Origin of the sequence: Polaromonas sp. (genome assembly GCF_010365105.1) — a bacterium.
Classification (GTDB): Bacteria; Pseudomonadota; Gammaproteobacteria; order Burkholderiales; family Burkholderiaceae_C; genus Polaromonas.
Genome location: NZ_JAAFGZ010000055.1, coordinates 1 through 13,086, shown reverse-complemented (window position 1 = coordinate 13,086; position 13,086 = coordinate 1). Strand labels below are relative to the sequence as shown.

17 protein-coding genes are annotated in these 13,086 nt (G+C 63.9%); 8 read left to right on the top strand and 9 right to left on the bottom strand.

All coding sequences use genetic code 11. The features are described from left to right. Positions 1 to 327 precede the first annotated feature (327 nt). The 8 genes from GZ092_RS20635 to GZ092_RS20600 form a co-directional block, all read right to left on the bottom strand. Positions 328 to 651, bottom strand: a complete 324-nt coding sequence (locus GZ092_RS20635) for a cytochrome C (protein ID WP_293639165.1) — start codon at positions 649 to 651, stop codon at positions 328 to 330. A 69-nt stretch (positions 652 to 720) separates the two neighbouring features. Next, on the bottom strand, positions 721 to 1,176 hold the full coding sequence (locus tag GZ092_RS20630; RefSeq protein WP_293639164.1) for a CBS domain-containing protein: 456 nt from the start codon (positions 1,174 to 1,176) through the stop codon (positions 721 to 723). 192 nt (positions 1,177 to 1,368) lie between these two features. Beyond that, positions 1,369 to 1,965 carry a hypothetical protein gene (locus tag GZ092_RS20625; protein WP_293639162.1) on the bottom strand — a complete coding sequence of 199 codons (597 nt, stop codon included), beginning with the start codon at positions 1,963 to 1,965 and terminating at the stop codon, positions 1,369 to 1,371. Next, a complete protein-coding gene (locus GZ092_RS20620; RefSeq protein WP_293639161.1) occupies positions 1,955 to 2,590 on the bottom strand; it encodes a HupE/UreJ family protein in 636 nt (211 codons plus the stop codon). The genes GZ092_RS20625 and GZ092_RS20620 overlap by 11 nt, the downstream gene beginning before the upstream one ends. Before the next feature lie 354 nt (positions 2,591 to 2,944). Next, complete coding sequence (locus GZ092_RS20615) at positions 2,945 to 3,868, bottom strand: metal ABC transporter substrate-binding protein (protein ID WP_293639160.1); 924 nt, start codon at positions 3,866 to 3,868, stop codon at positions 2,945 to 2,947. A 60-nt stretch (positions 3,869 to 3,928) separates the two neighbouring features. Continuing rightward, the gene (locus tag GZ092_RS20610) at positions 3,929 to 4,813 is read right to left on the bottom strand and encodes a metal ABC transporter permease (protein WP_293639159.1); all 885 of its coding nucleotides are present in this window, start codon (positions 4,811 to 4,813) and stop codon (positions 3,929 to 3,931) included. Continuing rightward, positions 4,810 to 5,616, bottom strand: coding sequence for a metal ABC transporter ATP-binding protein (locus tag GZ092_RS20605; protein WP_293639158.1), 807 nt, complete (start codon positions 5,614 to 5,616; stop codon positions 4,810 to 4,812). The genes GZ092_RS20610 and GZ092_RS20605 overlap by 4 nt, the downstream gene beginning before the upstream one ends. Next, on the bottom strand, positions 5,610 to 5,768 hold the full coding sequence (locus tag GZ092_RS20600) for a hypothetical protein (protein ID WP_293639156.1): 159 nt from the start codon (positions 5,766 to 5,768) through the stop codon (positions 5,610 to 5,612). Before GZ092_RS20600 ends, GZ092_RS20605 begins: the two co-directional genes overlap by 7 nt. Positions 5,769 to 5,890: 122 nt before the next feature. Between GZ092_RS20600 and GZ092_RS20595 the strand changes: the two genes are divergently transcribed. From GZ092_RS20595 to GZ092_RS20560, 8 genes are all read left to right on the top strand, one after another. Beyond that, entirely contained in the window at positions 5,891 to 6,388 is a 498-nt protein-coding gene (locus tag GZ092_RS20595) for a Fur family transcriptional regulator (RefSeq protein WP_293639154.1), read from the top strand. Positions 6,389 to 6,572: 184 nt separating this feature from the next. Then, the gene (locus GZ092_RS20590) at positions 6,573 to 7,535 is read left to right on the top strand and encodes an AEC family transporter (protein WP_293639152.1); all 963 of its coding nucleotides are present in this window, start codon (positions 6,573 to 6,575) and stop codon (positions 7,533 to 7,535) included. Positions 7,536 to 7,566: 31 nt separating this feature from the next. Continuing rightward, the gene (locus GZ092_RS20585; RefSeq protein ID WP_293639169.1) at positions 7,567 to 7,929 is read left to right on the top strand and encodes a DMT family protein; all 363 of its coding nucleotides are present in this window, start codon (positions 7,567 to 7,569) and stop codon (positions 7,927 to 7,929) included. Positions 7,930 to 8,163: 234 nt separating this feature from the next. Next, positions 8,164 to 8,811 carry a DUF47 domain-containing protein gene (locus tag GZ092_RS20580; RefSeq protein ID WP_293639150.1) on the top strand — a complete coding sequence of 216 codons (648 nt, stop codon included), beginning with the start codon at positions 8,164 to 8,166 and terminating at the stop codon, positions 8,809 to 8,811. Between the two features lie 27 nt (positions 8,812 to 8,838). Then, positions 8,839 to 9,852, top strand: coding sequence for an inorganic phosphate transporter (locus GZ092_RS20575; protein WP_293639148.1), 1,014 nt, complete (start codon positions 8,839 to 8,841; stop codon positions 9,850 to 9,852). A gap of 106 nt (positions 9,853 to 9,958) precedes the next feature. Further along, the gene (gene pssA / locus GZ092_RS20570) at positions 9,959 to 10,585 is read left to right on the top strand and encodes a CDP-diacylglycerol--serine O-phosphatidyltransferase (protein ID WP_293639167.1); all 627 of its coding nucleotides are present in this window, start codon (positions 9,959 to 9,961) and stop codon (positions 10,583 to 10,585) included. A gap of 58 nt (positions 10,586 to 10,643) precedes the next feature. Beyond that, positions 10,644 to 11,027, top strand: a complete 384-nt coding sequence (locus GZ092_RS20565) for a DUF2784 domain-containing protein (RefSeq protein ID WP_293639146.1) — start codon at positions 10,644 to 10,646, stop codon at positions 11,025 to 11,027. Between the two features lie 247 nt (positions 11,028 to 11,274). Beyond that, positions 11,275 to 11,511 (top strand): hypothetical protein, encoded by a 237-nt coding sequence (locus GZ092_RS20560; RefSeq protein WP_293639144.1) that lies wholly within the window; start codon positions 11,275 to 11,277, stop codon positions 11,509 to 11,511. 90 nt (positions 11,512 to 11,601) lie between these two features. Here GZ092_RS20560 and GZ092_RS20555 read toward each other — a convergent pair. Beyond that, positions 11,602 to 13,086: ABC transporter permease (locus tag GZ092_RS20555; protein ID WP_293639142.1), on the bottom strand; the 1,485-nt coding region annotated here is incomplete at its 5' end.

Below are 13,086 nucleotides of genomic sequence, written 5' to 3'. Positions count from 1 at the left end.
CCCAGTGGCTGCGCCTACTCTTTCACCTCTCAAATTTGCATCTTCGCAAAGCCACTAATTCACCACTTTCTGGATTGTGCAAGTGGCTCGAATATATAGCTTCTTGTGCCGGCGGATATGGCGCAAAGGACCTTTCTTACGTCATGAGAAAAGTTTCCACGGCACCCTCGGCAGGAGCGCTAACCGCAGGGCACTGGACAACATGAAACCACTCCTGGCCCTCTCCCGTCAGGAGCTGCTGCCTGCATGATTACCGTCGATCACGTCCACCGGCCGCAAAATTTCGCGCTCCACCGGTTCTGCACGCAGTAGCGCTGGTGGTCCGGCTTATTTCATCATGGAAATCCGCCCTGTATCCGCTACGGGAAATTGATAGAACGAGGTATTGAGGTACATGGCGACATCGGTGACATCTTCCTCACTCCAGCCGAGCCCGGAAGTGCCTTGCCAGCGGCGCACTTCTGCCTTGAGACCAACCCAATTCTGCGCGAGCTGCTTGTCTCGCCAATGAAGCTGGGTAGTGTGGCAGGCGATGCAATGCGTGGAATACAGCAGTTCGCCGCGCGAAGGAACGGTCGGTGTCTGGGCTTGTGCAAACCCCCAGTTGCCCAGGCACGCGAGCATGACAATGATGAAAGAGTTTTTAGCCATGGGGGTGCTTTCCTTCAAGCTGAAAATGAATGACGATGACTGGCTTCGGGTGCGCTGCAGCCTGCGCCTCTATCGGGCACGCTGCTCGAACTCCCGGTCCCGAGCGCCAATGACGCCTGCGGTCAGGCCGGCAAGCTCGCGCGTCAGCATCTGCAGGATATCTTCCATGGTGACGATGCCCACCAGTCGGCCCTCATCATCCACGAGCACGAGGCGGCGCAGGCGCCTGGTGCGCATTAGCTGCACTGCATCCATGGCATCCATCTCGGGTCTGGCGACGACCAGTTCGACCGACATGATGTCACCGGCCGTGAACACTTCCGGGTCCAGTCCTTCGGCCATCAGCGCCAGCACCAGGTCCCGGTCGGTAACGATGCCCAGCGGGCGGCTTTTTTCCAGTGCATCGACAACGACAAGCGCGCCCACATGGTGCTTGCGCATCAGCTGTGCCACGGCAAGTGCGGTGGTTTCCGGTTCTGCCACGGCGACCCTGGTGGTCGCAAAGTCTTTCAGACAGCTCGGCATGTGATCACTCCTTTGGGCAGTCGTCGTTGCATTGCAATTCTTGCTGTCTGCTGGCCCTTGAGGCGGCAAGAACTCCAGAATTAGGTGCAAAGGGTCATGGACTCGCCTCAACTTTAGCCATGCCTGCGCTGTCCGGGTTGACATAGCGCAAACAGCGGGCTGGCGCGCGCCGCTTACCACACCGGCGCCGTCTCAGGCGTGTTTGCCTACCACCGCCAGCGCGCCGAGCAGCAGTGCAATGGCGGCAACCCAGGAGCCCAGAACCCGCCGGGCGAGGGGAATCAGCGCCTGGAGGCGGCCGCTGCGGTTCAGGTTGTCCGTCACCGCCAGCAGCCAGAAAGCGCAGACCATCACCGTGACCGCCATGCCGGTCAGCTCCTGCCAGCGCGGCTGCTCCAGGTCGGCTGCAGACCCGGCGGCCAGCCCGGCCAGCAAGGCCAGCAACAACGAAAAAGCCGCCGAGGGGCGCCAGCCAGCGACGGCGCTGAGGCCAATGACCACCACCGCTGCCGGCGCCACCACGGCCGGAATCTGCGTGGACAGCGCGCAAGCCACAACCGCTGCTGCCGCAGCCAGTGCCGCAGCCAGCACCGACAAGGGTTCGCGGATGCCAAAAAGCACCAGCGCCAGTCCAATCAAGGCAGCCAATGACAGCGGCGACGTGAAAAGGTGCGCGCTGGCCGTCCAGATCGAGGTGTCGGCGCCAAAGTTTCCATGCGCCCATGCGCTGGCAGAGCCTGAAAGCGCCGCACCCCCCAGCAAGGCGCTGATGAAGGGCTTAGGCAACACCGGGCATGCCTGCCAGAATCCACACGCCGGTGGCCGCGATCAGGCCGCCGCCAGCGCGCAGGGCCTGTGCGCCACGCGGCAGCGCTTTCACCAGGCCGATGGCGATGCCCGCCAGGTGCAACAGGCCGGTCGAAATGACGAAACCCGCGGCGAATGCAGCCGGCGAGGCGGTTTCGGGCAATTCGGTGCCGTGCGCGTAACCGTGAAACACGCCAAACACCGCCACGATGGCCACGGCAATGGCCACAGGCGCGCGCCATGCGGCGGCAATCGACAGTCCCAGCACGACCACTGAAACCGCGATGCCGATTTCGACATATGGCAGTGGCACCTGGGCAATGCCCAGTACGCCGCCGACCACCATCAGCATGGGAAACGCCACCGGCAAGGCCCAGACCAGCGGCCGGCCCAGGGTGGCGCCCCAGATGCCCACGGCAACCATGGCAAGCAAATGGTCAAGGCCAGACAGCGGATGCATGAAACCCGAGATGAAACCGCCCGCCACGCCTTCACCCGAATGCGCATTCGCTGCTGCCGCAAAGCACAGCAGCAAAAGCCCTGCCACATGCTGCTTGCGCAGTCTGGAGCGCGGGGAGGCTGGCGCTGGGTTCAAGTTTTGAATCATCGGGGTCTTCCTGAGGTGAGGGGTATGCCTGCAAAAGTGCCGGCGGCCGGGTGACTGCATACTTGAAGGCATAGCATAGATGTACAGGCACCTGTGAACTTTACGCGCTCACTCGCCTGCTGGATTCAGCGAAGCGGCCGACAGTCGCGGCTGACGGCTGCATGCCATGACGCCACGCAGCTGCAACGGCCATGGGGTGCAACCCGTTTTTTGCATGAATTTTGCCATTTCCGCAAGCAGAAAGGTCACTTGCAGCTATTAATATAAGAGCAAGTGGTTGCAGTGGCTGCAGCGCAGTCGCCCGTCATGTCTGCCGACGCTGGACAGGCCACACTCGCCTGGCCTGGCCCGTCGTCAGTTCAGCTTCATTCCCGCCGCCAGCTGCGTGACGTTGTGGCGCATCAGCTTCAGGTAACTGTCCGCAGGTCCGCCCGCCGCTGACAGCGCATCGACATACAGCGCCTGCCCGACGCCCACGCCGGCGTCCTTGCTGATCTGTGCCAGCAGTTTGGGGTTGCTCATGTTCTCGACGAAAACGGCGCTGATTTTTTCGCGCTGGATCTGGCGGATCAGCTGGGCAACGTTTTTGGCGCTGGGCTCGGCATCGGTGGAAACGCCCTGGGGGGCCAGAAAGCGGATACCGTAATGCGCGCCAAAATAGCCAAAGGCATCGTGCGAGGTGATGACCTTGCGCCTGTCTGCTGCAATAGACGCGAACTGCGCCCCGGCCCACGCATCAAGCGCCTGCAATTCCTTCACGTAAGCGTCGGTATTGGCCTGGTAAACGGGGCTGCCGGCCGGGTCGGCCTGGCTCAGCGCAGCCGAGATGTTGCGGGCATACACGACGACGTTGCCGGGGTTTTGCCAGGCGTGGGGGTCGTTTTCGGCATGCGCATGGCCTTTGTCGCCATGGCCGGCTTCTCCGGCCATGGCGCGCGGCTTCACGCCTTTGGATGCCACCACAGTCGCGCCCTTGTAACCGGCAGACTTCGCCAGTTTCTGTGCCCAGGGCTCAAAGCCCAGCCCGTTGACGACCAGCAGCCGGCTTTGCACGATGGCTTTGGCATCGGCCGGCTTGGGTTCGAAGACATGGGCGTCTTCGTCGGGTCCGACCAGCGTGGTGACGCTGACGCGTTCGCCGCCGACCACCCGCACCAGGTCGCCCAGGATGCTGAAGCTGGCCACGACCGGAAGCTTGTCGGCCGCGAAGCTGGCGCTGGACAGCAAGGTGGCGCCTGCAATGCCTGCGGCCAGGAGTTTGCGAAATACACGGTTCATGGTGGACCTTCAGGGGGAGTGGATAAAGCGAAAACAAGAAAGCCGGCCAGCCGCAGGCCGTCAGGCGATCCGGTGCCGGCTGCTCCAGAAGCGCGGCAGCCAGCCGCCGGGCGCGACCAGCAGCGACGCGAAGTACAGCGCCCCGGCGCAGCCGATGATGGTCGGCCCCGAGGGCGTGTCGAGGTGGTAGGAAAGCAGCAGCCCGGCCACGCTGGCCAGCATCGCCTGCGCGCTGGCATTGAGCAGCTGCGCCGGCAGCGTGTCGTGCCACAGCCGGCTCGATACGGCGGGCAGCATCATCAGCCCGACCGCCATCAGCGTGCCCAGTGTCTGGAAACCGGCCACCAGGTTGATGACGACCAGCATCAAAAAGCCCTGCTGCCACAGCCATCCGCGCCGCCCGGCCGATGCCAGAAAGACCGGGTCAAAGCTTTCCAGCACCAGCCCGCGGTACATCGCCGCCAGCAGCAGCACGCTGACACTGGCCACGCCGGCCACCATCAAGAGGCCCGGCGTGTCCACGCCCAGCGCGCTGCCAAACAAAATGTGCAGCAGGTCGAGCTGGGTGCCGTGGCCCGAGATCAGCGTCACGCCCAGCGCCAGCGCGACCAGGTAGATGGCTGCCAGGCTGGCGTCTTCTTTCAGCGTGGTGAAACGCGTGACCAGCCCGGCCAGCGCCGCCACGCCCATGCCCGCCACCACGCCGCCCAGCGCCATGGCGGTCAGCGACAGGCCGCCGAGCATGAAGCCGATGGCCACGCCCGGCAGCACCGCATGGCTGAGCGCATCGCCCAGCAGGCTCATGCGCCGCAGTGTTAAAAACACGCCCAGCGGCGCGGCGCTGAGCGACAGCGCCAGCGTGGCGACCAGCGCGCGGCGCATGAACGCAAATTCGGCGAACGGCGAAAGCGCCATGTCCCATAACCAGGCGCCCAAAGCGATCATGCAGACGCTTTCTTTGCGCCAGGCGTTTCCTTGCCCAGCGCGCCCATCGCGTCGGCGCCGCAGAGTCCGGCAGCTTCATCCCAGGCCTCGGCCATGGCGCGGGCGCGGCGCAGGTTCGACTCGGTCAGCACTTCGGTGGTGGCGCCCCAGCCGACCAGTTCGCGGGCCAGCAGCACGGTTTGCGGAAAATGCTGGCGCACCATGGCATCGTCGTGCAGCACCGCCACCACGGTGCGTCGCTGGCCGTGCCACTGCTGCACCAGCCCCAACAGGGCGGCGGTGGTTTTGGCATCGACCGCGTTGAACGGCTCGTCGAGCAGGATCAACCCGGCGTCCTGCACCAGCAGGCGGGCAAACATCACGCGCTGCAGCTGTCCGCTGGACAGGCTGCCGATCGTGCGGCGCTCAAAGCCTTCCAGCCCCACGGCCAGCAGCGCGGCATCGACCCGGCCAAGCAAGGCGCGGTTCACGACGCCCCAGGCCCTGGCGCTTCCCCAGCAGCCGAGCAGCACGCAGTCGCGCACGTCGATGGGGAAGCTGCGGTCGATGTCCGCCACTTGCGGCAGATAGGCGATGCGCTCGCGCGGTGGCATCACCGTCAGCGCGCCGCCCGAGCGGCCGCCTTCAATCGGCAGCAGGCCGACGATGCTTTTGAGCAGCGTGCTTTTGCCCGCGCCATTCGGCCCGACCACGGCAGTCAGCGAGCCCGTAGCAAAGCTGCCGCTGATGTGGTGCAGCGCCGGGTGCTGGCGGTAGCTGACTGTCAGGTTACGCAGCAACACCACCGGGCCTGGCGCTACCACGGCGTGGCCCCCATTTGCGCCCAGGCCACCGCCAGCCACAGCAGCCCCACGGCAGGCAGTACCGCCAGCACCCGCAGCCAGGCGGGCCAGGCAAGCACGCTGGGCCGGCGTGGACGGGCTGTGCGGGAAGCAGAAAAGGTTTGCGGTTTCATGTCGTTCCAGAAAAAAACGGCCAACATCTGGTTGCGGTAATAATGCAACTTGATTGCGATAACGATAGCGACAGAGTGTAACGCAACTTGGTTGCATTAAATAATCCAGCGAAGGTTCATCCATGGCATCCATCCAGCCTCCCGAATCAGGCGTCCTCGACCCCATCGACGCGCTGCTGTCGGCCCACGGGCTGCGGCGCACGGCAGCGGCGCGGCGGGTGCTGGGCTGGCTGCTGGCGCATGCCGACACCAGCTACACCCACGCGCAGCTGCAGACCGCGCTCAGCGGCGAAGGCCCGCTGGCGCTGGACCGCGTCACGCTGTACCGGCTGATCGACCGGCTGACGCAGGTCGGCCTGCTGCTGTGCCGGGTCGATGCCAGCCGGGTGCGCCGCTACCAGGCGATGCCCGCCAGCGTGCAGGCGATGCCGCACTTCGAATGCCAGAGCTGCCACCGCGACAGCCCGCTGGACGGCGCGCTGACGGGCAATGCCGACGACCTGGAGCGCGCCGCGCAATCCGCGCTGTCGGCCTTGAAGGCGCTGGGCTACCAGGGCTTGAGCATGGACTTCGCGGTGCGCGGCGTCTGCGCTGACTGCGCTACCGGTCCGGTGCCCTGATCCCGCCCAAAGAGCACAGCCGCCAGCGCATGGGTTTTGATTGGCCAAAGAATTTTTAATACCAAAAAGGCCTCTTGCGCAAGCCTGGTATGCGCAGGCAGCTATGAATTCAGTAGTAAAAAGCTGTCCTGCGGCTTGCGCGATGCGATCAAAAACTGGGTAATTTCGCTCTAAGATGGCCGCGATGAATTCGCTGGTGTTGTTGTCCCTGTTGCCGGTGGTGCTGCTGATTGCCTCGGGTTTTGCGGCGGGCCGCGCTGGCTGGATCCGGCCCGTGGCGATCCGGGACTTGTCGAACCTGGTGTTTTTGCTGCTCACGCCGGCGCTGCTGTTTCGCACCATGAGCCGCGTGCATGTCGAGCAGCTGGACTTCACACCGGTGGCTGCGTATTTTCTGGCCGTCGTCATATTGTTCGGCGGAACGCTGCTGGTGCAGGGCTTCAACCGCCGCGCGGCTGTGTTGGCGCTGGCGGGCACGTTTTCCAACACGGTGATGATCGGCATAGCGCTGATCGGCCTGATGTACGGGCCTGCCGGGCTGGTCACGCTCCTGACGCTGGTGTCGGTGCATTCGCTGGTGTTGCTGACCAGTGCCACCGTGGTGCTGGAACTGGCCGTTGTTCATGAGCAAAGGCAGGGCGCTGCCGGCAGCCTCGCCGGCGTTGCGCGCCATCCGCTGGCGACGGTCCTGCTGGCGCTGCGCAACGCCTTGCTGCATCCGGTGCCGCTGCCCATCATGGCCGGCCTGCTGTTTGCGCAGACCGGCTGGGCGATTCCGGCGGTCATCGACAAGCCGCTGGAACTGCTGGCCAGCGCTTTCGGCCCGCTGGCGCTGGTGCTGGTCGGCGTGACGCTGGCCAATACCCCGGTCGGCAAGCACTGGCGCACGGCGCTGGCGCTGGCAGGCGTCAAGAATCTTCTGCATCCGCTGCTGGTGTTCGGCCTGTGCCGCCTGCTGGGCGTGGGCGGCCTGCCGATGACGGTGATGGTGGTGGCCGCCAGCCTGCCGATTGGCGCGAATGTGTTCCTGTTTTCGCAGCGCTACCAGGTGGCCGAAGAACTGATCACCGCCAGCGTGGCCGTTTCGACCGCCCTGGCGCTGGTCAGCCTGACGCTGGTGCTGTTGCTGCTCGGGCCCACGGCCTGAGGCCCTGAGCGGAGACTTTTTGATGCCTTTTCTGTCTACCCTGCAAGCCTTGCCGGTGTCGGCCCAGACTGCCGGCCTGTTGCTGCTGTCCAATGTGTTCATGACCTTTGCCTGGTACGGGCACCTGAAGAACCTCGCTGCTTCGCCCTGGTACATCGCCGCGCTGATCAGCTGGTGCATTGCGCTGTTCGAGTATTTGCTGCAGGTGCCCGGCAACCGGATTGGCTTCACCCGGTTCAGCGTCGGCCAGCTCAAGATCATGCAGGAGGTGATCACGCTGACGGTGTTCGTGCCGTTTGCCGTGTTCTACCTGCACGAGCCGCTCAAGCTCGACTACCTGTGGGCGGCACTGTGCATGGTGGGGGCGGTGTATTTCATTTTTCGCAGCGCATGAAGTAGAGGGCCGTGCCAGCCATTGCGCGGGGTTCGCTGCAACCGAGGGCTGGCCTGGATTGGAGCGCTCCGGCGCTAGCACTGGCACTGACATGCGAACTAGCGTGCATTCATCAGGGTTATCCATCAGAAAAAAGTTCACCTTGCTGTCAACCGAAGAGCAAAGTCATCGCGGTTAAACTCCCGGCAGTCACAAATCCGTCATATTTCGGACTTAATTTTTTGAGGATATCCCATGCTGTTCAGCAAGTTGTTGCCGCGCGAAGGCAATTTTTTCGAGATGTTCGACCAGCATGCCAACCGGATTGTCGAAGCCGCCCATGCTTTTTCCAAGATGGTGGCCAATTACAGCGATGTGGAAAAACGCAACCTGCACCACCGTGAAGTCGATGAAGCCGAGCGCGCCGCCGACCGCATCACCCATGAAGTCAGCCGTGTGCTGCACAAGACCTTCATCACGCCGATCGACCGCGACCAGATCCACCAGCTGATCAACACGCTCGACGACGTGGCCGACCTGATCCAGGATTCGGCCGAGACCATGGCGCTGTACGATGTGCGCCACATGACCGAGGACATCATCCGGCTGACCGACCTGAGCGTGAAATGCTGCGAACGCCTGAAGGACGCCGTCGCCCTGATCGGCAAGGTCCGCGATGCCGCGACAGCAGAGGCCACGCTCAAGACCTGTGCCGAAATCGACAAGCTCGAATCCGACGCCGACCATGTGATGCGCTCGGCCATGAGCCGGCTGTTTCGCGAAGAGCCCGATGTGCGTGAACTCATCAAGCTGAAAGCAGTGTACGAGCTGCTGGAAACCATCACCGACCGGTGCGAGGACGCGGCCAACCTGATCGAGGGCATCGTCCTCGAAAATTCCTGATTCCCGGCGACTGAACCCGACCTTCTCATGCAAACTGCACAGACCGCTCTCTGGGTCGTGGCCCTGCTTGTCTTCATGGCCATCGCCTTTGACTTCATGAACGGCTTTCACGACGCTGCCAATTCCATCGCCACGGTGGTGTCCACCGGCGTTCTCAAGCCCGGCCATGCTGTCGTCTTTGCTGCTGTCTTCAACCTGCTGGCGCTGTTCATCTTTCACCTGAGCGTGGCCGCCACGGTTGGCAAGGGCATCGTGCAGCCCGGCATCGTGGATACCCACGTCGTCTTCGGGGCGCTGATGGGGGCCATCACCTGGAACCTGGTGACCTGGTACTTCGGGATTCCCAGCAGTTCGTCGCACGCACTGATTGGCGGCATCGTGGGCGCGGTGATGGCAAAGTCCGGCACCGGCTCCCTGGTGGCGAGTGGCCTCATCAAGACGGTGGCGTTCATCTTCATTTCGCCGCTGCTGGGTTTTCTGCTCGGCTCGCTGATGATGGTGGCGGTGTCCTGGATCTTCCTGCGCACCACGCCGTCCAAGGTGGACCGCTGGTTTCGCCGGCTGCAGCTGGTTTCTGCCGGTGCCTACAGCCTGGGCCACGGCGGCAACGATGCGCAAAAAACCATCGGCATCATCTGGATGCTCCTGATTGCCACCGGCTACACATCGGCCTCCGACGCGATGCCGCCCACCTGGACGATTGTGGTCTGCTACACGGCGATTGCCGCGGGCACCATGTTCGGCGGCTGGCGCATCGTCAAGACCATGGGCCAGAAGATCACCAAGCTCAGGCCGGTGGGCGGTTTTTGCGCTGAAACCGGCGGCGCCATCACGCTGTTCCTGGCCACCATGCTGGGCATTCCCGTCTCGACCACGCACACCATCACCGGCGCCATCGTCGGCGTGGGCTCGACACGGCGCGCCTCGGCTGTGCGCTGGGGCGTGGCGGGCAGCATTGTCTGGGCCTGGGTCCTGACGATTCCGGCCTCGGCCTGCGTGGCCGCCCTTGCCTATTGGGTCAGCCTGCTGCTTTTTAAATGAGCGTGGTCGCCGGGCGGCTGTGACGCATGAAAACGCCATGTTCATCAATGAATCCGTCCTGATGGACGACTTCATTTTTTTGAAAACTCGGGTACGCTTGTCAAGCATGAACCTGCCAAAAATAAACAAGCCTTTCGCCATGATCCGGGAATTCCACCTGGCCGACTGGTTCACGCTGGCCAATGCCATCTGCGGCATTGGCGCCTTGTTTTCCATGATGACCTACCTCCAGGTGAACGACGTCAGGCACGTCTACTTTGCCTGCGGACTGGTCGTGGCCGCGCTGATTTTCGATGTGCTTGACGGACGCATTGCCCGCTGGCGCCAAAAAACCTCGGCCATGGGCCGCGAACTTGATTCGCTGGCCGACATCATCTCCTTCGGCGTCGCGCCGGCGGTGATTGCCTACGGCTGCGGCATGCAGGGTCTGTACGACCGCATCATCCTGGCCGGTTTCGTCGCCTGCGGCGTGTCCCGGCTGGCACGCTACAACGTCACGGCCGAGTCGCTGACGGGCGACGGCGGCAAGGTGAAGTATTTTGAGGGAACGCCCATTCCAACCTCGCTGGTGCTGGTCATGGTGATGCTGGTCGCCGCCTGGCAAGGCGCGCTGCAGGATGCGCTGTGGTTCGGACAGGTGACGTTCGGCGGCTTCACGCTGCATCCCCTGGTGCTGCTGTTCGCGCTGTCGGGCTCGCTGATGGTCAGCCGCATCCGCTTTCCCAAACTCTGAGCCGGCGCTACCGGCGTATCTTTCCTGGCAGCAGGCGCCTTCCGCTTGGTGAACCGCGATGCACTTTCGCCTGGCCGCCGACGCCGTCCTGCTGCTTCACCTGGCCTTCATCGGGTTTGCCCTCATCGGCGGGCTGCTGGCCCTGCGGTGGCGGTGGATGCTGCTGGTTCACCTGCCTGCGGTGGCCTGGGCTTTTTATGTGGAACTGACGGGAAGCCTGTGCCCCCTGACCTCTGTCGAAAACAGCTTTCGACTCAGCGCCGGGCAGTCGGGTTATGCCGGCGGCTTTGTCGAGCACTATCTGCTGCCGGTGATTTATCCGGCGGGCCTGACGCGTGAAATCCAGTTCGTGCTGGCTGCCACGGTGCTGGGCATCAACATCACCGTGTATGCATGGATTTTTTTTCGCCGGCACTCCAGCATCAGGCGACCGGATGCTTGAAAAATCCATTCGCGCGGCCCTTTGCCCGGCTTTGGCTACATACAAAACCCCGACCGTCATTCCTGCGAAGGCGGTAATCCAGCGACAGGCGCTGAAACGCTCAAACGCGTCTGGATACCGCGTGCGCGGATATGACGATGCAGATGCTTGAGCCTTGAGGGTTAACGCAGCCACACATGCGCTTGCCTGGCTGCAATTTGATAGTATTTCCCGTCAACATTTTTTGACGTTTATTGTGGAGATTCCCATGAAACGCATCATTGCCGCAGTGGCCCTGACAGCCTCGTCACTGGCCTTTGCCAACAGCTGCCCCACGCACATGAAAGAGATCGACGCCAAGCTTTCAAGCAACCCGTCGGTTGCAGCCGCCGACATGGCAACCGTCAAGAAGCTGCGCGCCGATGGCGAGGCCTTCCACAAGGCGGGCAAGCATGCTGAGTCTGAAAAGGCCCTGGGCGACGCCAAGAAGCTCTTGGGAATCTAGGGCTGCGCCCTGTTTGCGCTGCAGGCAGACCGCCTGCAACAGTTCATCACCGGCGGCCCGGCGCATCACACGCCGGGCTGGCTGATTCGCCTACCAATCCTCCTTCACCGCCAGCACCGCATCCCTGCCGGCCGCCGCCCGCCCGGCCAGCCAGGCGGTCAGCGTGCCGGCTGCCACCACGGCCGCGCACAGCAACAACAGCCGCGCCCACGGAACCTGCAAATCCATGGTCCAGTGAAAGCTTTGCGGGTTCACCACAAACACCAGCACGGTCGACACCGCCAGGCCGAGCGCCAGCCCGGCCAGTGCGCCAATCACTGTCCAGGCCGCGCCTTCGCCGGCCACCACGGTCAGGATCTGCCGGCGCGTCAGCCCCAGGTGCGCGAGCAGGCCGAACTCCTTGCGCCGCGCCAGCACCTGCGCGCTGAAGCTGGCCGCCACGCCGAACAAGCCGATGGCAATCGCCACGCCCTGCAGCCAGTAGGTCACGGCAAAGCTGCGGTCGAAAATCTTGAGCGACGTGGCGCGGATCTGGCTGACCGAGGCCATTTCCAGCAAGGCGCCGCTGCCGCCCGACTGGCGGTCGGCCAGAGCGCGAATCGACTGCTGCACCTCGGCATCAGGCACGCTGCCGTCTATCCACAACGCCAGGTCATTGACCCGTGCGTCGCCGCTCAGGCGCTCGAAATCGCGCTGGTCGATGGTGATGGCGCCAAACTGGCGCGCATAGTCGCGCCACACGCCGGCCACGAAGAATTTCTGGTTTGCTACTAAATCCGTAGCTGCTTGCGCCCGTCCTGCCTGCGTAAAAGCACTAAAAGCCTGTGAAATCGGCGCAAAGACGCTGCCCGGCCGCGCGCCGTACAGGTCCACCATGGCCTCGCTCACGTAAATGCCGATCTGCCCGTCCGGCACGGCGAGCGCTGCGCCGACCAGCGGCAGGTCGCTGGACGGCTTGTCGATGGGCCGCGAGATCAGCGTGACGGCGGGCTTTCCGGCATCAAGCAGCAGCGGCAGGGTACGCAGCGTGCTGACCCGCGCCACGCCGGGCAGGCCGCCGAGCGCGGTGACAAACACGGGCGAAAAATAGGCGGTGTCGCTGGCCGAGGCGCTCAGCGTGGAGCGCACGTACAGGTCGGCCGGCAGCACCGTGTCCAGCCAGTTCGTGACCGAGCCGCGAAAACTCGCCACCATCACCGTCAGCGCCACGGCCAGGCTCAGCGACGCGACCACGCCGCTGACCGCCACGGCCGCGCTCTCGCGCACCCGACGTGCGCGCTCGACCGCCAGCAGCGGCAGCAGGCGGTGCTGCACCCACGGGCTGAGCCGGTCATACAGCAGCGTGATCAGCCAGGGCAGGGCGGTGATGCCGCCGACCAGCAGAAGCGCCACCGACACATAAGCCGCCAGCGGAATGCCGAACACCGGCGGCAGCATCGCCAGCAGGGCGCCGGCTGCGATCAGGAAAATACTCAGCCAGCGGCCCGCACCTGCAGCGGGTGCCAGGCCCAGGCCTTTGAGGGTTTGCGCCGGCGGCAGCTTTTGCGCGGCCCGCGCCGGCCACCAGCCGCCGAT